The sequence below is a fragment of the Streptomyces sp. NPDC004266 genome (assembly GCF_042874095.1).
Taxonomy (GTDB): domain Bacteria; phylum Actinomycetota; class Actinomycetes; order Streptomycetales; family Streptomycetaceae; genus Streptomyces.
The window spans coordinates 51,784-70,458 of record NZ_JBIAMM010000021.1; the positions used below are offsets into that span (position 1 = coordinate 51,784).

At 69.7% G+C, this 18,675-nt stretch carries 16 protein-coding genes and 3 pseudogenes; 10 read left to right on the forward strand and 9 right to left on the reverse strand.

Features of this window, described 5'->3' with window-relative positions; translation table 11 throughout:
• Window positions 1-1,164, reverse strand: coding sequence for a glutamate--cysteine ligase (locus ACFYUZ_RS35450; protein WP_389316290.1), 1,164 nt, complete (start codon window positions 1,162-1,164; stop codon window positions 1-3).
• 465 nt (window positions 1,165-1,629) lie between these two features.
• Here ACFYUZ_RS35450 and ACFYUZ_RS35455 point away from each other — a divergent pair, with 465 nt between their 5' ends.
• The gene (locus ACFYUZ_RS35455; RefSeq protein ID WP_389316292.1) at window positions 1,630-2,469 is read left to right on the forward strand and encodes a class II glutamine amidotransferase; all 840 of its coding nucleotides are present in this window, start codon (window positions 1,630-1,632) and stop codon (window positions 2,467-2,469) included.
• Window positions 2,470-2,612: 143 nt separating this feature from the next.
• Window positions 2,613-3,081, forward strand: a pseudogene (locus ACFYUZ_RS35460) (Tn3 family transposase); the annotation flags it as partial.
• 23 nt (window positions 3,082-3,104) lie between these two features.
• Here ACFYUZ_RS35460 and ACFYUZ_RS35465 read toward each other — a convergent pair.
• Together ACFYUZ_RS35465 and ACFYUZ_RS35470 are read right to left on the reverse strand one after the other, a co-directional pair.
• Window positions 3,105-4,355 (reverse strand): MFS transporter, encoded by a 1,251-nt coding sequence (locus tag ACFYUZ_RS35465; RefSeq protein WP_389316294.1) that lies wholly within the window; start codon window positions 4,353-4,355, stop codon window positions 3,105-3,107.
• A gap of 246 nt (window positions 4,356-4,601) precedes the next feature.
• A complete protein-coding gene (locus ACFYUZ_RS35470; RefSeq protein WP_389316295.1) occupies window positions 4,602-5,009 on the reverse strand; it encodes an SSI family serine proteinase inhibitor in 408 nt (135 codons plus the stop codon).
• Window positions 5,010-5,257: 248 nt separating this feature from the next.
• On the opposite strand from ACFYUZ_RS35470, the gene ACFYUZ_RS35475 reads away from it, so the two are divergent.
• Window positions 5,258-6,137 (forward strand): IS5 family transposase gene (locus tag ACFYUZ_RS35475; protein WP_389316297.1). Its coding sequence is split into 2 segments (ribosomal slippage): window positions 5,258-5,619 and window positions 5,618-6,137, totalling 882 coding nucleotides; the frame shifts between segments, so codons are not numbered across the junction.
• A gap of 13 nt (window positions 6,138-6,150) precedes the next feature.
• Here ACFYUZ_RS35475 and ACFYUZ_RS35480 read toward each other — a convergent pair.
• The gene (locus ACFYUZ_RS35480) at window positions 6,151-6,498 is read right to left on the reverse strand and encodes a hypothetical protein (RefSeq protein ID WP_389316299.1); all 348 of its coding nucleotides are present in this window, start codon (window positions 6,496-6,498) and stop codon (window positions 6,151-6,153) included.
• Window positions 6,499-6,696: 198 nt separating this feature from the next.
• Window positions 6,697-6,939 (reverse strand): annotated as a pseudogene (locus tag ACFYUZ_RS35485) (IS5/IS1182 family transposase); the annotation flags it as partial.
• Between the two features lie 215 nt (window positions 6,940-7,154).
• Between ACFYUZ_RS35485 and ACFYUZ_RS35490 the strand changes: the two are divergent.
• Window positions 7,155-7,475 (forward strand): hypothetical protein, encoded by a 321-nt coding sequence (locus ACFYUZ_RS35490; protein ID WP_389316301.1) that lies wholly within the window; start codon window positions 7,155-7,157, stop codon window positions 7,473-7,475.
• 239 nt (window positions 7,476-7,714) lie between these two features.
• On the opposite strand, the gene ACFYUZ_RS35495 is transcribed toward ACFYUZ_RS35490, so the two are convergent.
• Window positions 7,715-8,326, reverse strand: coding sequence for a CGNR zinc finger domain-containing protein (locus ACFYUZ_RS35495; RefSeq protein WP_389316303.1), 612 nt, complete (start codon window positions 8,324-8,326; stop codon window positions 7,715-7,717).
• Between the two features lie 103 nt (window positions 8,327-8,429).
• Here ACFYUZ_RS35495 and ACFYUZ_RS35500 point away from each other — a divergent pair, with 103 nt between their 5' ends.
• The 4 genes from ACFYUZ_RS35500 to ACFYUZ_RS35515 all read left to right on the forward strand — a co-directional run bounded on the left by ACFYUZ_RS35500 (window position 8,430) and on the right by ACFYUZ_RS35515 (window position 12,596).
• On the forward strand, window positions 8,430-9,278 hold the full coding sequence (locus ACFYUZ_RS35500) for an SDR family NAD(P)-dependent oxidoreductase (protein WP_389316304.1): 849 nt from the start codon (window positions 8,430-8,432) through the stop codon (window positions 9,276-9,278).
• 318 nt (window positions 9,279-9,596) lie between these two features.
• Window positions 9,597-9,893, forward strand: coding sequence for a hypothetical protein (locus ACFYUZ_RS35505; protein WP_389316305.1), 297 nt, complete (start codon window positions 9,597-9,599; stop codon window positions 9,891-9,893).
• The gene (locus ACFYUZ_RS35510) at window positions 9,890-10,252 is read left to right on the forward strand and encodes a DUF6233 domain-containing protein (RefSeq protein WP_389316306.1); all 363 of its coding nucleotides are present in this window, start codon (window positions 9,890-9,892) and stop codon (window positions 10,250-10,252) included. Before ACFYUZ_RS35505 ends, ACFYUZ_RS35510 begins: the two co-directional genes overlap by 4 nt.
• Window positions 10,253-10,403: 151 nt before the next feature.
• Window positions 10,404-12,596, forward strand: a complete 2,193-nt coding sequence (locus ACFYUZ_RS35515) for an FG-GAP repeat domain-containing protein (RefSeq protein ID WP_389316307.1) — start codon at window positions 10,404-10,406, stop codon at window positions 12,594-12,596.
• Window positions 12,597-12,720: 124 nt separating this feature from the next.
• On the opposite strand, the pseudogene ACFYUZ_RS35520 reads toward ACFYUZ_RS35515, so the two are convergent.
• Window positions 12,721-13,025: pseudogene (locus ACFYUZ_RS35520) on the reverse strand (hypothetical protein); the annotation flags it as partial.
• 162 nt (window positions 13,026-13,187) lie between these two features.
• Here ACFYUZ_RS35520 and ACFYUZ_RS35525 point away from each other — a divergent pair.
• On the forward strand, window positions 13,188-14,507 hold the full coding sequence (locus ACFYUZ_RS35525) for a hypothetical protein (protein ID WP_389316308.1): 1,320 nt from the start codon (window positions 13,188-13,190) through the stop codon (window positions 14,505-14,507).
• Here ACFYUZ_RS35525 and ACFYUZ_RS35530 read toward each other — a convergent pair.
• Window positions 14,417-14,764, reverse strand: a complete 348-nt coding sequence (locus ACFYUZ_RS35530) for a hypothetical protein (protein WP_389316309.1) — start codon at window positions 14,762-14,764, stop codon at window positions 14,417-14,419. The genes ACFYUZ_RS35525 and ACFYUZ_RS35530 overlap by 91 nt on opposite strands.
• A gap of 199 nt (window positions 14,765-14,963) precedes the next feature.
• Complete coding sequence (locus ACFYUZ_RS35535; RefSeq protein WP_389316360.1) at window positions 14,964-15,659, reverse strand: ISL3 family transposase; 696 nt, start codon at window positions 15,657-15,659, stop codon at window positions 14,964-14,966.
• A 1,041-nt stretch (window positions 15,660-16,700) separates the two neighbouring features.
• Here ACFYUZ_RS35535 and ACFYUZ_RS35540 point away from each other — a divergent pair.
• Complete coding sequence (locus ACFYUZ_RS35540) at window positions 16,701-18,659, forward strand: amino acid transporter (RefSeq protein ID WP_389316362.1); 1,959 nt, start codon at window positions 16,701-16,703, stop codon at window positions 18,657-18,659.
• Window positions 18,660-18,675: the final 16 nt, after the last annotated feature.

An 18,675-nucleotide genomic window follows, 5' to 3' on the forward strand; every position in this document is an offset into this window, starting at 1 on the left:
TTACGCCGGTACGCCCCGCGCCCGGAAGCGGGGCGTCGTGAGAGCCGCGTCCGCCCCCCTGCGCCCGCTCCGGTTCTCACCGCGGGTCTCGGCCAGGAGCAGGTCCACGGCCGCGAGCAGGTCGGCGCCGGACGCCGCGCGGCGGAGGCGGTGGGCGGCGCTGCCGCGGGCCAGTGCCTCCTCGGCCAGGCTCCGAGCGGTCTCCCAGTCCCCGTACGCCTCCAGAGTCGGACGCAGATGGCGGAGCATGGCGCGTACGACCTCCGGCGCCGGCGCCGGCCTGCGGGTGACCGGGTCGACCAGGTCTCCCTCCAGACCGGAGCGGGCTGCCCGCCACGTCGCCGCCCGCAGCCACTCGTGTCTGTCGGCGCAGCGCTCACCCCCCGCGGCTTCGACGCGCGCGCAGGCGTCGACGACGAGCGCCCGGAAGAGGACCGCGACCAGCACCACCGTCTCGACGCGGGGACAGGCGTCGCAGACGCGCAGTTCGAGCGTCGACAGGTGCGCGGAAGGGCGGACGTCGTAATAGATCATCCCCGCGTCGCTGATGACGCCGGAGCCGATCAGCTCGTTGACGGCTGCGTCGTAGTCCGCGGCGCCGGTGAAGCATCCGGCGGGGCCCGAGGTGGGCCAGCGCTGCCAGACCATACTGCGCCAGCTCGCGTAGCCCGTGTCGGCCCCGAGCCAGTAGGGAGAACTCGCGGACAACGCCAGGAGGGGCGGAACCCAGGGGTTCAGCACGCAGAGTGCCCGGACCGCGGTGTCTCTGTCGGGGACGTCGACGTGCACCTGGGCGCCGCAGATCAGCTGCTCGTCGGCAACCCGGCGGTAGTCCTCCGCCATGGCGAGGTAGCGGGGGGCGTCCGTCGCCCGTACGGCTCCGAGGCGGGCGATCGGGGGCGTCCCCGCTGCCAGGACCGCAAGGCCCTGGGAGGAGGCGGCCGCGTCCAGGAGCCGCCGCGACGCGGAGAGGTCCGCGTACAGCGCGTCGGGGGAGGCGTGCACCCCGCTGTTCGACTCGACGACCGATCGGGGCAGCTCCCGCGTGAACTCCTCCTTGTGCCGGGAAAGCCGTTCGAGGACGGCGTCCGCCCGAGGGGTGAGTGCGCCGCTCTCGGCGTCGATCACATGGAATTCCTCTTCGACGCCCATTCGGACGGCCACGGTGACTCCTGGGAAGCTCGACGATTCTCGGTCCGGTCGCCATCTGCCTGGCGGATCTGCTGGTGCGGGTTCCCCGAAGGCCGCGATCTAAGCAAAATCGCTCGCATGATAAGCCAGCCGCTCATTCGAGCATCTCTCTCCATGATGCGACGCCGAGGACGGCCCGGCCACTTCGCCCGGTCTCGACGGCCGCGTGACGGGCCGGCGGGCCCGGCCCTCGGACGCCCAAGGTCGGCAGGACGCCAGGGATCGCGTGGCGGTGTCCGGGGGCAAGGCCGAGAATGAGAGGCGGACGGGTTCGCTACGGAACCCCGTGGACCAGTGGGAGAGGCAACGTTCCCTGCAGGAGCTCTTGGAGGAGCACCAGCGTCCGGCCACCACGGCGGGTGGGACGCCGGCCGGTGCGGGCCCGAAGGAGCGGGAACGCCCCTCTCCGTCGCGCCACAGGGACACAGGTGATCGCGCATGTGTCGATGGCTCGCGTATTCGGGAACGCCCGTGCTGCTCGACACCATCCTGTACAGACCGACGCATTCGCTGATCGATCAGAGCCGGTTCGCCAAGCTCGGCCTCGAGACGACGAACGGCGACGGGTTCGGCGTCGGCTGGTACACGAACGAAAGCAGCACCCCGGCGCTCCTGAGGGACGTGGGCCCCGCCTGGAACAACCGGAACCTGCGCGAGCTGGCGGACCACGTCCGGTCCCCGCTGTTCTTCGCCCACATCCGGGCGTCGACCGGGACGGCCGTGCAGCAGTCGAACTGTCACCCGTTCCGGCACGGCCGCTGGATGTTCATGCACAACGGCGCCATCACCGGCTTCCACCTCGTACGCCGCGACCTCATGCTGCTGATAGACCCCTCCCTCTTCGCCCATCTCGAAGGCACGACGGACTCCGAGGTGATGTTCTACCTGGCCCTCACCTACGGCCTGGACCGGGACCCGCCCGCCGCCGTGGCGCGCATGGCGGGGGAGGTGGAACGCGTCGGCCGTGAACACGGGGTGGACTTCCCGCTCCAGATGACCCTCGCCATCACCGAGGGGGAACGCCTCTGGGCCTTCCGCTACTCCACCGAACGGTCGTCGCGCTCGCTGTTCTACGGCAGCCGGGTGGAGGACCTGCGCAGGCTGCATCCCGACGTCGCCTTCCTGCGGGACATCTCCCCGGAGACGCGCCTCATCGTGTCCGAACCCCTCGACAACCTGCCCGGCGCATGGAACGAGGTACCGGAGAGCAGCTACAGATTCGTCCGCCCAGGCGCCGACGAACTGCATCCCTTCGCCCCCGCGCCCGCGCACGGCTGAACCGGGCAGGCGGAGGGTTCTCACGGCCGCCGGGCCAGGCCCCGGGCCCGCGTCCGGCCTCGCGGCCACGCAGAACCCGGAGCCGCGCCCTGGGGCCCTCGACCCCCAGAAGGTACGAACGGTCGCCCGGTGAGCTTGTCGCACCGCCGGGCCAGGCATTCGCCGAGTACGGACGGATCGCGAAGACCGAGCACCCGCTGCGGGTGGTCGGCCCGGTCGACGACACTTACCGGCGGCGGATGAACCGCTGGCTCACCGTGCACGAGTTCCGTCACAAGCCCGCCCGGGCCGTGCACCACGGCGAGCGCGGCGCCATCCACCAGGCGTACCGCGGAGGGACGGAGGACCAGCTCGGCGTACTCGGCCTGACCCCCAACGCCATCGTGCTCCGGACGACGAAGTACGTCGACGCCGCCGTCGCTCAGCTCCGCGCCGAAAGCGCCGAAGGCCACGAGCTCCGCGAGGAAGACATCGCCCGCTTGTCCCCGCTCAAGCACCGCAACCTGAAGCCTCCCGGCCGCTACAGCTTCACCGCGAGCGTCCCGTCCGCCGACGCCCTGCGCCCGCCGCGACCCGGACGCGCCGGAGCTGGAAGGGGACGACGAGGAAGAAGGCCTCTGGCGCCTCCTCCCTGGTCAGCTAGCCGCTTCCGCGGCAACGCCGGGCTGCGGCCGGGTCCGCACACCCCAGCGGGCAAGAGAGGGGCCGGCAGCGCCCAGCGCCGCGAAGAACAACGCCAGCAGCAGCCAGCCTTTCGTGCCGAGGCCGAGTACCACCGTGGTGAGGATGGCGGGGGCCAGAGCCTGGCCCGCGCTGAAGCCGAGACCGAGGACACCTTGGTACTGGCCCTGGGCGTGGTCGGGGGCAAGGCCGAAGCCCAGGGCGAAGCCCGCCGAGGATTCCCAGACCTCTCCCAGGCTGTGCACGAAGATCGCTGCCAGGACCAGTCCCGCCGCGGCCCAGACCGGGGCGTACGCCGCCAGCGCCATCATCGGGCAGCTGACGAGGAAGAGCAGCCCCGCGGTGCGAAACGCCCGGCCGCCGTCGTGCGGGGTCTCGATACGCGAGCCGATCCTGGTCTGCATCAGCACGCAGAAGGCGGAATTGACGCCGAACAGCGCGGCCACCGTCCAGCGCGGCGCTTCGGTGTGCTCGGAGATCCAGATCGGCAGGAGCAGGGAAACCACCGGGTACTGCAGTCCCATGGCCCCGTAGAGGGCGGTGAACGTCAGGAACGGGCGGTCCGTGAACGCGAGCCAGCGACGCTGTTGCGGCGGTGCCGCCAGCACCGGGTAGCGAGGTAGCAGGAGCAACAGCACGGCATACAGGGCGAAGCTCGCCGCGTTGCCGAGGATCAGCGTGACATAGGCGCCGCGGGTGTCCGCGGCCAGCGCCAGCCCCGCGCCCGCCGTTCCCAGGACGACGCCCAGGTTGACGAAGGTGCGCAGCTTCGCCCGGAACTTCGCCGGGCGATCACCCCCGACCCGGACCACCAGAGCGCCCCAGGCCGCCCCGCCGACCGCCGCGGCGATCTGGTCGACCGTCGCGACGATCGTAAGCGCGGTCCAGCTTTCGACGAGGACGAGGGCCGCCATCGACACCGCCTGGACCGCGAGGGCGAGCATCATGATCGTGCGCGCGCCGCGCCGGTCGGCGAGATGCCCGCCGGGTATCCCCGCGCACAGGCCGATCACTCCGGCGATGCTGAGCGCGGCACCGACCTGCACCGCGGGCAGACCCACGACCAAGGTGAAATACAGCGCCGACGCCGCGTTGAACAGACCGTTGCCGACCCGGTTGACGAAACTGGCGGCGACCAGCACGCGCTCCGGCCTGCTGTCCCCCGCCATCCGACCTATTCGCCCTGCTAAGCCGCCCTTGATCATGGACCGTAGGCTAACAGCGCCGCAGAACCCGCCACAGTCGTACCAAGACCGTGTGCCCTGGCGGTGACGCGGGCCCCGACGTGTGTTCCGTCCGCTGAAGGCCGGTGTCGGCACAACGCAAGGCCCGCCGCGAGTACGCGAACCGCGTCAGCGCCCTCGATCAGTAACCGAGATCATCCCGTGGCGGGTTTCCGGCTTGTCCGGGTCATGCCCCCTGATGTCTCGACGCGCGGATCGGAGTGGGGGTCAGAAGTCGAAGACGGGACCGGTGGCGAGCGCGAGCTCGCAGTCGTTGTCGAATGCGTGCTCCCAGTGGACCTGTCGGCCCTGGTAGATGCCGTGGGCGGTCACCGTGACCCGGCCGCCGTCATTCGAGCAGATGGCGGTGGCCTGCCCGGGCAGGCGGGCGAAGTCCCCATGGGCTGTGCGCAGGTCGGCGCAGGCCTCGCGCGTCCGTGGGTGGTCCTGTCCTGACCGGCCAGGACAGTTGAGCCAGACGAATCCGACGGCCTCGACATCGCCCTGGGTGCGGGCGACGGTGAGCTCGATGCGCGCGTCGTGGGTGGGGCCAACGGGAGCGGCGGCACTCGCGACGGGGACGAGAACGGGGGCGAGGAGGCCGGCGCCGAGCACGACGGTGATGATCTTTTTCATGAGCGGATCAACAGTGGGCCGGCGCGGCCGGTCACCTCGCTCAGTAGGGGACATGCGGCCTGTTTCTGCCCCGACGGACGAGAGGAGCGACGCTCAGTTCTCCCCGCGGCCGAGCGTAAGCAGCGCGCCGCCGAGGCCGCGCGCGAGCTCGGAGTGGACTGCACCGAGCAGGTCCAGCAGGTCCAGCGGGTCTAGGTCCTGTCCGGCGGATCATGTGACGGTCGGAGTGGCTGTTCGTCGTTGTCGGCATGGGGCGGGGTGATCTGACGAATGCCGAGTGGGTGCGGCTGGAGCCGCACCTGCCGGTGTCTGGACGGCGTGGCGGCCGGTGGAACGACCACCGCAGAGTGGTCAACGGGATCCTGTTCCGAGTGCGAACGGATATACCGTGGCGGGACCTTCCCGAGCGTTTCGGCAGTTGGAAGACCGTTTATGAACGGCACCGGCGCTGGTCGGCGGACGGCACGTGGGACCGGATCCTGCGTGCCGTCCAGGCCGACGCCGACCTCGCAGGCCGGATCGATGGGACCATCGTCAGCGTCGACTCGACGTCATGCCGTACCCACCAGCACGGGGCTGGCGGCCGCAAGAAGAAGCCACGCGTCCCGAAAAAGGACCATGCCCCGGCACCACCGCCCCGACGAAGGACTCGGACGGTCCCGGGGCGGTCTGACCTGCAAGATCCACCTCGCCGGCGAAGGTGGCTGTCGGCCGCTGGCCTTCCTGCTCACGCCCGGCCAGTGGGGCGACGCACCGCAGATGATCGAGGTCCTCGAACTCGTCCGCGTTCCCCGCCCGCAGGGCGGTCGCCCCCGCACCCGACCGAACCACCTCGGCGGCGACAAGGCATACAGCTCACGCCTCAACCGGCGCTACCTGCGCAGACGCCAGATCAAGCACACCATCCCCGCACCGAAGGACCAGCGGGCCAACCGCAAACGACGCGGCAGCAAGGGCGGCCGGCCCACCGGCTTCGACAGCGAGATCTGCAAACGCCGCAACGAGGTCGAGCGGACGGTCAACCAGCTCAAGAACTTCCGGGCAGTCGCCACCCGATACGACAAGAGAGCCTACGTATTCCACGGCCCCGTCACCGCAGCCGCGGTCCGGCTATGGATCAAAACATGAGACAGAGCCGAACCTAGGCTGCCGCATCCAGAGCATCGGCCCGTCGTTCAAGCTCGGCCGCTATGTCGTCCCAGTCAGGCCCGTGAAGATAAAGGCTGCCCGCTGCCTCCCTCATCAGCGCCGGTTCATCCGGCTTCTGAAGAAGAACGAGCCGATACGCGAGGTTACGGATCCGCACGGGCAGGTACCCGTCGACCAAGCTCGGACACAGCTCCCGAAGCATGCACAGGATCGCGTCGGCGTCAGCGAACGTCAGCTCCTCGATGAAGGAGCACTCATCGTGCTCACGGTCGCACGGCGGCGTAGGCCGGTACTCGTCCCCGAAAAGGCATCGGGCGTGATCAGTCAGGCTGGCGTGCATGGACCCGAGCGTACGATGCGATGATCCGCCGGACACGCCCTGGTAGGCCGGTCAGCACGCCTGGGCGAAGATCCGAGCCCACCAGGGCCGGGCCGCGTGAACCTGACGGCGGTTCTCGACCCGAGCGTCCCAGCCCATGATCACGGGGTTCGGTGAACACGCCGCCCGATGCTTCCTTCTGCAGGTCACCCCGTTTCCGGCCCCGGCCGCGTGCTGATGGGCGCGGCAGGACGTCGAGTCGACACCGACCGTCGACCAGTCGATCCGGCCCGCCAGGTCGGCGTCGGCCTGGACCGACGGCAGGATCCGGTTCCGGGTGCCGTCCGCCGACCAGCGGCGATGCCGTTCGTACACGGTTTTTCACCAGCTGCCTGGACCACTCGAAGGTGACAGATGCGGCTCCAACAGCGACCACTCGCGATTCGTCAGCCCCCGACCCATGACCGAACCAACGAGCGGCCGATCGGAAAGTCACATGATCCGCCGGGCAGAACTCAGGGCCGTCGCTCCCTCAGCGGCCGACGGTCGTCGACTGGCTCCGCAGAGTCCTTGTGGCGCAGCCGTTTCACCAGGGGATCGCCATCAAGATGCAGTCGGCGGTCGCGGCACTGCTCGAACAGGCGGAGCAGTGAGTCGGGGAGTGAACATGGCAGCTGATGCCGGAGCACCAGACCTTGGCCCTGGAAACGGCCACCAGCCCGCATGAGGCTGTCGGCGCCGCCCGGAATCAGGAAGTCCTGCCGGACATCGAGCGGTCGGCGCACTTGCATGAGGCGCGGGCGGCGTTGGCGATCACCCTGGCCCGCACCCACGGCCCTCTCGCCCGGTTCGCTGGGGCGGGCGTCGAGGCGCTGTCGCCGATTCTCAGTTGGCGCGCACTGACAACCGACGAGACGCTCACCTTCGGGACCACGCACCCGCCCCGGCTCAGCTCGCCGATGCCGAGGACGCAGTACGGCAGTTGGCCGCCGCACTGACCCGCATCGCGGCGTAAAGCCCACGACAGGCGTACAGCAGCCGCGCCGGGCCGCTCTGCTCGGGGAGCATGGCGTGCTGTCTGCGCGGTGAGCAGGGAACCGGCCCGGCCGCCACCCAGGCATCACTGCATTCGCCCCGCCTCGGCCGCCAACGACTACTGGTGCTGACCACGTTGGGGCCGGCACCAGTCCCAGACCGGGCGTCCCCCCGGTTGCACCCCTTCACGGGCAGGGCGGTCTCATGCCTTGGACGGCGCACCACTGCCCTGGCGCTGCCGCTGGCGGTGTTTGCGCATGGACACCTGCGAGCCGCAGCCGGTGCTGCAGTACAGCCCCGCTCCATTGCGGGTGCGGTCGAAGAAACCGAAATGGCACGGGGGATTCTGGCAGGCTTTGACGCGTCCCCAGTCGCTGCTCTGAGCGAGCGTCGTCACCGCGGCCAGTACGGTTCCGAACACGCCGGGCACGCCCGTCTGCGGCGAGGCGAGCTCTGCGCCGCCGGCCGTCACCACGGTCGCCAGGGGGTAGAGCGACCCCACACGTCGCAGGTGCCGCTCGGCGTGCAGCAGCGGCTCCCCCCGGCTCTTCTCGTCGCCCGAGTGCGCGAGCAGCAGGACCACCAGGGCGTCACGCAGCTCACGCGCGACCGCGGCGTCCGCGTCGGTCACCACGGATTCGCCGTCGAACTCGTCACGCTCCGCCAGCCACGCAGCGAACGAGTGCCCGTCCTCGAACAGCTCTCGGCGACCCGATCCGTCCGCGCGCGTGTTCACGAACGCGAGAACGGTCTCCACCGTCGGTGTCACGGTGCGCGGGCTGGGCTTGGGGGATTCGGATGCCGTACTGCTCATGGGCCCACCCTACATCAGCGCAATCGACACTAATCCTCCTAGAGGGCAACTCAGACATCTAGCTACCTTGATTCGTTGCGAGCTAACGACTTATGGTCGCAACATGAAGAGAACATCCAACCAGCAGACCCACCTCCGTACCTGGCTGATCACCGGCGCGACGTCCGGCATCGGCCGCGAACTGACGCTCCAGGCGTTGGAGAACGGCGACACCGTCTCGGCCCTCGCCCGCGACACCTCGCCCCTGGACGAACTGGCGCAAGCGCACGGTGAGCGCCTGCTCCTCATTCCGGCGGACGTACGCGACGAGCAGGCCGTCCGGGACGCAGTGGAAGGCACGCTCGCACGATTCGGCCGTATCGACGTCGTGGCCAACAACGCGGGATACGGACTGTTCGGAGCCGTCGAGGAGGCATCCGACGCCCAGGCGCGTGCCGTGTTCGACACCAATGTCTTCGGCGTGCTCAACGTGCTCCGCGCAACGCTGCCGGTGCTCCGCGCCCAGCGGTCCGGGCACATCCTCCAGGGCTCGTCCGTCTACGGGCAGTCCGCCCATCCCGGCGTGGGTCTGCTGGCCGCCACCAAGTACGCGGTCGAGGGGCTGTCGGACGCGCTCGCGGCCGAGGTCGCACCGCTCGGCATCAAGGTCACGAGCATCCAGCCCGGCATGACCGCGACCCCCTTCCTCGCCAACCTCGACGTCGCGGCCGGCCTGGACGACTACGACCAGACCGTCCGCGAGGTCCAGAAGGGCATCGGAGAGCTGCCGGCGTCCGCGTTCTCCTCCGCCGCGCGGATCGCCGAAGGCATCCGGACCGCGGTCGACAGCCCCAACCCTCCGCTGCGCCTCGCCCTCGGCGTCTCCGGCGCGACGGGCATGCGCTCCGCTCTGGAGGCACGGATCGCGGACCTGGACGGCTGGCAGAACGTGACCGACGCCGTCGACAGGTAGCAAGCCACCCGTCCCGCCGGGACCACGGCCATGGCGGAGACGGCCCGGACCTCCTCACCACCCGGCCATGACCAACGGGTCTGGGCCGAAGCCACGGCAGATGGCTTCGGCCCAGACCCCTGTATTACCACTGCTCGGCGACCTCCCCGGCGAGCGTCGGCGGATGCTCGTCCCCGGCGAGTGTCGGCCGCGGCTCGTCCACCGCCGGCCTGGGACGGTCACAGCCGGGTGGACATCGATCCGATTGCCCATGTCGAACTCGAACCGGCCGTAGATCTCCTTGTCCGGACACCTCCGAGTGACGCGTGAACCGGCGCCGTGGCGGTCGAGGTACAGGTCTCGCCGCACACGATCTGCGCGTACGCGTACGGCCTGCGGCGGCTGTTCACCTTCCTCGCCGCTGAGGGCATGGACCGGCGTGAGTTCCGGGGCCCGGATGCCTTGCGGCTGCTGGCGTTTCTGCGGCGGACACCGTCGCGCCGCCCCGCCCAGCGGCTCGGCCTGACGGTCGTGGTCTGCGGCCCGGCGAGGTGCCAAGGACTGACGACCGCCGCAACTCGGCCGGTAAAGATGCCCTCACCCCACCAGGGGATGCCGCCCCGCGTGATGGCGTGAGACTGTGCTCGACCTGCTCGACCTGCTCGACGCCTCGACCAGCCGGGGAGACCCTGGAGCTGCTCCAGCGCATCATCCGGCGCGACACCCTGATCAGGAAGGAGCAGGTCGAGAAGCGTCAGGCCGCCCTGCGGCCCGTGCGGAACCTGCCGGAGAGGCCGGCCTGGGGTGTCGTTTATCTGAGCGAGCGTGAACGCCGTGTCCCGGCCGCCGTCCACATCGGCAACTGCCCGCTCGCCGGAAAGAACACCGATCCCCTCGGCACCGAGGAAGCCCACCGGATCCTGACCGAAGGCCGATCCCCGCCTGCGACATCCACGGGCCCGACCGCGAGCTCGGCATCCTCAAGTAGCGATTAAACCTGAGACGGGCCCGGAACAGGAGCTCCGGGTGGCCGCCGACGGCGGGCCGGTTCTCGCACTGGGTGGAGCACCACCTGCGGCCGGAACGCCCCCGGTGACCCTCGTAGGCTGCTCCTCTGTCTTCTGTGCGACGTGGGAGGGGAACCTGATGAGATCGACGAGGGCGAGACGGCGGGGGCGGTGGGCCGGGGCGCTCGCCTCGGCCCTGCTGACGGTGGGGCTGCTGCCGCAGCCGGCCCAGGCTGCCGATGTCCCGAACGGGGCGGTGGTCGCGGCGAGCATCACCACGGCGACGCCGGAGGATCACTGGACCCTGGCCTCGACGGAGACCACCGCGGTCGCGGATGTCTACCGCACCAGGCTGGCGGAGCAAGCCGACCAGGCCGAGGCGCGCGGCATTCCGAAGAAGACCGTCACGGACGTGCTGAACGACAGGAACATGACCGCCCGCCCGCTGTGTCACCCGACCAACGCAGCCGGTGCCCAGGGGTTCTGCTGGGACGACACCTACGGTGACGACACTGGGACGCAGTGGGTGCCGCAGGGCATCGCCGGATCGGGCGAGTCCGCCGCCAACCAGCAGATCGTCAGCGGCCGCCGCATCGTGGTGACCAGCTGGTCCAACTTCACGAGTCACCCTTCGTACCCCGGAACGCCCAACCAGCTGATGCGGGTCACGTTCACGGACGTGACCGACCCCGCGAAGGTGACGTACCGGCACGTCCTGCTGGTGACCCCCACCGCCACGGGCTACGAGCAGCTGCGGGGGCACGCCGATTCCGTGACCTGGTACCGCAACTACCTGTACGTCTCCACCGGCGCCGGACTCGCCGTCTTCGACCTGAACCGCTTCTGGCTCATGGACGCGAGCGTCGGAAGTGTCGGCGCGTCGAACGGCGCGTACGGGGCGGCGTGGCACAAGTACGCGCTGCCGCAGATCAACCGCTACCAGCACCGCTTCGACAACCCCGCGCAGCAGGACCCGCTGAAGGACCCACAGAGCTGCTACACCCGGTTCGAGGCGAACAAGCCGCCGAAGGACAACCCGCCGCCGTGTTTCGCGGGCATCTCGCTCGACGACAGCGGCGCTGTCCCGGCGCTGGTGACCACCGAGATGGCCCCGGTCCCCATCGGCCAGCAGCAGTCGTTCAACACCCCGAACGCGATCGTGCGCTGGCCGCTGAACCCGGAGACCGGCCTTTTGGCCACGGAGCCGGAGGGCCCCGTGGGCGCGAAGATCGACGTCGTCCGGCCCGAGGCGGCCTACACCTCCACCATCAGCGGTGCCAACGGGGTCGCCATGAACCGCGGCCGTCTCGTCGTCTCAGCGGCCTGCCCCGAGTTCATCGCGGGCAAGACGGAGATCGCGGGCTGCCTCTACCACGCGTGGCCCGGCGAGCCGGTGCGGCTGTGGACCCGGACGGGGGTCTACGGGGAGAACGTCATGTACTGGCCGTCGACGAACGAAATGTGGACGCTGAACGAGAAGGCCGGCAACCGCACGGTCTTCCACATCCCGTGGCCGAAGCCGCCCGTGCCGGTGCGCTCCCTGGCCTGGGGCAACCTGACCGGTGACAGCAAGCCCGACCTGCTCGCCGTCCGGCCGAGCGCGGGCACGGAGAGCGTCGTGGGCAACGGCAATCTCGTCCTCTACCCCGGCGCCTCGGACGGTGTCGGGGCCCGGAAGTCCATCGGCACGAACTGGGACCAGATGCGTCTGCTCACTGGCATGGGCCCCCAGTCCGAGAGCACCATGCCGGACTTCCTCGCCGTCGACGCCACTGGTGCGCTATGGCGTTACCCCGGCGCGCAGAACGGGCTCGGCACCCGCGTCAACCTCTCCTCCGGCTGGGGTGTCGTCTCCTCCATGTCCGGCGTCGGCGATCTCACCGGCGACAAGCTGCCGGACCTCATGGCCGTATGGAACGACGGCAGCGCCCACCTCTACCCCGGCACGCCCGCCGGCGGTCTCGGCGCCAGCTACGACATCGGTTCGAACTGGGACGCGATGCCGCTCTACACCGGGGTGGGCAACCTCGATCAGGACCCGACCTCTTCTCCGGATGTACTCGCGGTCGACGGCGCAGGGGTGCTGTGGCTCTATCCGGGCATCAAGGGCGATCCCGCTCAGGGCAGGCAAGGCAAGCTCGGGCCCCGTGTCGAGCTGTCCAAAGGCTGGGGCGTAGTCCGCACCATGACCGGTGCAGGCGACCTCAACGACGACGGCCGGCCCGACGTCCTCGCCGTGTGGGACGACGGCAGCGCCCACCTCTACCCTGGCAACTCCGACGGCAGGCTCGACCCGAGCACACCCGTGAACCTCGGCTGGGGAACCGCCTGAGGGGACCATGGCCAAGACCCTCCAGGCTGTGCTCCGCACATCAGGACTCCAAGGGGGAAGCCCCAGGCCTTACGAGCTGGTGCGTGGTAGCGGTGGAGACGTGTTTGCCTGATCGGGGTCGTGTTCAGGCGTGGGCGGTGCGGCCGGAGGCGAGGCCGGCGATGGCCCGGTGGGTGTCGGGCCGAGCTTCACGCCGGTGGGTCCATCGGGTCAGCCGTTTCCCGCGCTTGTGGTCGGCGAGGGCGTGCTCGACGGTGATGCGCTTCGACGAGCGTCTGTGCCGGACCTCTTCTCTGGCGGCGCGTACGTGCGGCAAAGCGATCTTGTTCGTTTACTGGGTGGCGTGATCGCCTGGCCGGGGTGGTCGCGCCGGAGCCCGAGGCAGCCGTCGTCCAGAAGCACTTCCACGTCTGGGAGGTGCTGGAAACAGGTCCCTGGCTTCGTCCGCCTTCAGTGACAGCGCTTGTCGACCAGTTGGAGAGGCGGTCAGCGAGCTCTGGGGTGATGAGGCTTCACGGGTTTTGGTTCTGGCTCGCTTTCCGTGGAGGGCTGACTGAGCGTGATGTCAGTGGCAGGGGAGAGGATGCCGGTATGACACTGCTGCCGATCACCGCGCCCGCGTCCCTGCTGGACGTCCACCATCTCGACCCCGAAGTCGGCGGATGGGGATTCAGGGTCGATCACGCGGTGGCGACGGCGGCCGGCGACACCTACGTGCTGACCGGCCTGCGCCGCTACCGCGGGCGTGCAGCCGGCTCGACCGACCCCGCCGAGCAGGATTTCGGCTACCAGCTGATCACCCGCCACGGGTCCGACGGAAAGCCCACCGCCACCGCCGTCTTCGGACAGGCGGTTCCGGGCGGCGGCCCGTCGGCCATACCTGAGCGCGACGGGACGACCCTGGCCGTCCTCCCGGACGGCGCGATCGCCGTCAGCTCCAAGCCCGGCAGCACCCACCTCCTGTCCCCGGACCTGAACGAGGTCCTCGCCTCCTGGCCGATGTCCTGGGGCTGGGAGAAGCGGCAGGATCCCGAGGAGGATCCGTTCGCCGCGTCGATCGCCGTCACCCCCGCCGGTCGGCTGCTGTGCATGACCTCCGAGTACGGGCTCAGCAACTGGGCCGGCGCCCACGCCAACATCGTCGCCGTCTCCGAACCGGGCATTGCCCTCGGCCCGGGCCGCAAGCCCGTGCTGCGCGCCATCGCGACCCTGGACGCACGCACCGATCACCAGAGCGACACCGACTCGTACGCACACGTGCGATACGGCGACGAGCCGGTGGGGCGCGGCAACCGCCCCTCGCCCTCGTTGACCGAGGCCCTGTCGGAACTCACGGGGACCAGCGGCAGCCTCTACGGCTACCTCGACTCCACGATGACCCGCCCGGCAGCGCTCGGCGACGACCTGTTCGTCGTCCCGGTGTTCGGGAAGACCTACCGTTCGACCAACCGGGGGCAGGAGTTCAGCTTCGCCCTCGTCGACGACCGCGGGGTGCTGCAAGGCCGGCTGGGAGGCTTGCACCTGCGCGAGGACAGCCCGTTCACCGGCTTCGACTTCACCGTCGTCGCCGACCCGTACCGTGCCCGTGCCTTCCATCTCAACCGCTACGGCTTGTACGCGTGGAGCGCCGACGGGGTGTTGCGCGCCCGGATGCCCACTGCGGAGAAGCCCTTCAAGTCCCTCGTCCACTTTGCCCTGCTGGAGTGCACACCCGCAGGGGAGCTGCTCCTCGCACACCGCAAGCAGCGCCTGCTGCTGCGGGTGCCGGTGCCGCAGGACCTGGACGACCTGGCGGCGGCGGTGGAGACCACGCTGAAGGGCTACGGGCGCGAGCGCACCGCGCTGAAGAAGCAGTACTCACCCGTGAACTGGCTCTGGTCGGACAGCGCGGTCACCGTGAACCACCTCTGACGGCCCATCATTTCGATCGAGGTGCCGGGTGTGGTGTGGCTGTTGGGGCGGGCCGTGGAAGCCAAGCCCGTGCCGGCTTGCGATGCAGGGGGGTGTCCTTCGACGACGCCGGAGTCGCAGGGCAGGGTGAGGCCGGCGATGACGGCGTCGCGGTCACGTTCGATGCCCGCGGTGAGGGTGTGGAGGCTGGGGAGGTCGTCGCGCCGGACGGCGTCGAGCCACTGCGGCAGCCGTTCGCCCTGGCGCTCTGTGAGCATCTGGCCGAAGGAGCGGACGTGGCCGGTGAGGGCTTCGACTTCAGGGCAGTGGATCAGAATGGCCTTGAGCCGAAGGTGCTCGGTCTCGGTGAGGGTTTCCGGCCGACGGAGGATCCATCCGGCGACGACGCGGGGCGACGGCGGCCGCTCGCCCGCCGGCTGAGCCCGGCGGCCAGTAGTTCGTGGACGGTGGTGTGGTTCACGCGGGTACGGTCGACGAAGCGGTGTCCCCTCGGCCAGGGCGAGCCGGAGAGATCTTCGGGCTTCTCCGGCTCGGGGGTACGTGCTGGGCGGGATCCGACGCCAGGACCTGCAGGCATCCGCAGTGGTCTGCGACGCACCGTTCCGCGGCCTTGCTCAGGTTGTGCCAAAGATGCCACCTGTCCGCCACCGGCACCGGTTTGGGCGCCCCGGCGGCAGCGACTTCGGCGAAGAACAGTGCTCGATCTCGGCAGACCACTTCGACCCCTGGCCACTTCGCGAGCCAAGCGGCCAGGCTGGACGCCTCCCGGCCGGGGAGCAGGTCCACCTGCCGCCGACTTTGGACATCGACCAGGACCGTCCCGTAGTGGCGGCCTTTGCGGGTCGCGTACTCATCGACGCCGATCACCCGCAGGGCCGGAACTTCGTGGTCAGGCAGCGCTTCGACCAGCCGCAGCACCGCACTGCGGCTGACGGACACGCCGAAAACACTCGCCAGGCGGGCACCGGCCCGACCGGCGAGCGCGAGGCCGATCGCGGCCGGCGTCGACCGTAGGCGCTCGGTCCGCCGACCGTACCGACGGGTCAGCCCCGGCAGCTGCTCGGCGAAGGTCCGGCGCCCACACGAGATGACCGGGCAGAGGAATCTGCGGCCCCGCAGGCAGAGGACGACTCGTCTGCCTCCGCTGGGCACATCAGCGGGAAGCGCAGGTAGGAGCTGCGAATCCGCCGCGACCAGCCCCCACAGCCAGGGCAATCGGACCCAGCTACCGTGCCCTGGGCCTCGGTTCGTACCTCCTCGACGTTCACGTCGACCGACGACACCGTCACGTCGGCGATCGACGGGAACAGTAACTCCTCCAGCCGGAGCACTACTTCTTCCACCGGCCGAACTGCCAGCCAGACGGCATCCGGTACAGATCAGGTCCGGGCAACTTCCGCAGGACCCGATCGTCCGACAACCGTCACCCAGCGTGCACGCTCCACGGAAAGTGAGCCAGAACCCGAGTTTTGACGGCGTTTCGCGTCAGTGATCTTGGCCTGTGGTCCGTGTGGAGCAGTCGTGTCCGTCGCCGGGCAGGCCCGTGACGTTCAGCACGGGTTCCTCGCCGTCGGGGATCTCGAAATCGGCGGGCTGCTGATCGGCTACCTGATCGGCCCCCACCTGGCAGGCGCCCCCGAGCAGCAGCCGGCCTCGCCCCCGGCCGGGCCACAGCGCCCCCACGCCCGGAGAGCACCCCGCGCGCACGGCCCACGGCCTCGCCGCATAGCCCGCCCGCACCACCTGCTGCGCCCCGCCGACACCCGCACGACGTCGGGGGCGCAGCGCTGTCAGCCCGACGACTGGAGGAGACCGCTCGTGCTCATTCCCCGCCCGCGCCGCCCTGGCGTTGAGGATGCGTAAGGATTACTGAGGGGCGGGGCTTGTCGAGAAGTGCTGTGGTGGCCTCCGGGCACGGAGTTCTTGAACGGATGGCACGGCTCATTGCGTGGGCACTCTGCCTTGAAACGCGGGCATGTTGAGATCGGGGACCCCATCCGGGATGTGGGCTGGTGTGCCGGGCACAAGGGCAGCACGGGCAAGGTGGCCCGTCTGTTCGGTGCCGGTCCGCGCCGGCGGCTGACTCATACCCGATGATCGTCGTGCGGCCCGGAACCGGTGGCCGTCGCACGGGTGCGTTGCACAGGCCGGAAAGGGTTGATGGGGGACATGAGAGACAGGGACCAGCCGGGTATGCCGGAGGTGGTGGACAGCCCCGCTCTGCAGGCTCAGCCATCTGGCAGGCTGTCGCAGTGGATGCTCCGACACAAGGTGCAGCCAGTGGGACCCGCCTCGGGTGAGGGCCATGCTGAACCACACCCGTGGTGGAAAGTGATGTGCCTGACCGGCGTCGACTACTTCTCCAGCCTCGCCTACGTGCCCGCGATCGCCGCTCTTGCCGCAGGGGCGGTCTCGCCGCTGGCGACGCTGCTGATCGTGGCGCTGACCCTGCTTGGGATGCTCCCGATGTACCGACGGGTGGCGAAGGAAAGCCCGCACGGTGCCGGGTCGGTGGCGATGCTGGAGGATCTGCTGCCGTTTTGGTGGGGCAAGCTGTTCGTCCTGGTCCTCCTTGGCTTCGTGGCCACCTCATGGATCATCACGATCACCCTCTCCACAGCGGACGCCTCCGTGCACGTGGTGGAGAACCCGTTCTTCCCGTCCGCGCTGCACGGGCACGAGGTCGCCCTCACCGTGGCGCTGCTCCTGGTCCTGGGAGGCGTCTTCCTGCTCGGGTTCAGTGAAGCGGTCAGCGTGGCCATCCCCCTGGTCGCTGTCTTCCTCGCCTTGAACGCGATCGTCATCGGCGTCGGCCTGGTCCACGTGTTCACCACCCCCGGGGCTTGGTCAGGGTGGACCGACGCCCTCGCCGCGAACGGAGGCGGCTTCGGTGACCTGATGGGCCCGGCGCTCCTGGCCTTCCCCCTGCTGGTCCTGGGTCTGTCGGGCTTCGAGACCGGGGTGAGCATGATGCCGCTGATCGCGGCCGAGGGGGCGGACGAGGAGCAGCGGCTGCGCTCACGGATCCGCAACACCCGTCGCCTGCTGACCACCGCCGCGCTCATCATGAGCGTCTACCTGCTGTCCGCGAGCTTCGTCACCACCCTCCTCATCCCGCACGACCTGTTCGAGCCGGGCGGAGCCGCCAACGGCCGCGCCCTGGCGTGGCTGGCCCACGAGCACGTCGGGGAGGCGTTCGGCACCGTCTACGACATCAGCACCATCCTGATCCTGTGGTTCGCCGGAGCCTCCGCCATGGCAGGACTGGTCAACATCGTCCCCCGCTACCTGCCCGACTACGGCATGGCCCCCGAATGGGGACGCGCCGTACGCCCCGTCGTCATCGTCTACACCGTGCTGTGCATCGCGATCACGATCGCCTTCAACGCCGACGTCGACGAACAGGCCGGCGCCTACGCCACCGGCATCCTCGCCATGATGGTCTCCGGGGCCTTCGCCGTCACAGTTTCCGTCGCACGCCACCGTCGGCGCGCCACCACCGTCGGCTTCGGCCTGCTCACCGCGGTCCTGCTCTACGCCCTGGTCGCCAACATCATCGACAAGCCCGATGGAATCGTCATCTCCGCCTTCTTCATCGCTGGGATCATCATCGTGTCGCTGATCTCGCGTGTCTCGCGCACCACCGAGCTGCGAGCCGACCGCATCGTCTTCGACGACGACGCCCGCCGGTTCATCGACGACACCCTCGCCCATGACGGTGCCATCAACATCATCGCCAACCGTCGGCAGACCGGTGACGTCGCCGAGTACAGCGACAAGGAACGCGAACAGCGCGGGATCAACCCGGTACCCGGCCGCGCGGACGTCATCTTCCTGGAGATCGACGTGGTCGACCCCTCCGACTTCAGCGACACCCTCACCGTCCACGGCGCCGAAGTCGACGGCTACCGGATCCTGCGCGCGGCCGCGCCGGCCGCGCCGAACGCCATCGCCGCCATCCTGCTGGCACTGCGGAATGCCACCGGGGTGCAGCCGCACTGCTACTTCGCCTGGGCCGAGGGCAGCCCGCTGGTGCACATGGTCCGCTACTTCCTCCTGGGACGCGGAGACACCGCTCCGGTCACCCGCGAGATCATCCGCAGCCACGAACCCGACCCCGCACGCCGCCCCGGTATCCACGTCGGGGGCTGACGACCTCCGCCGCACG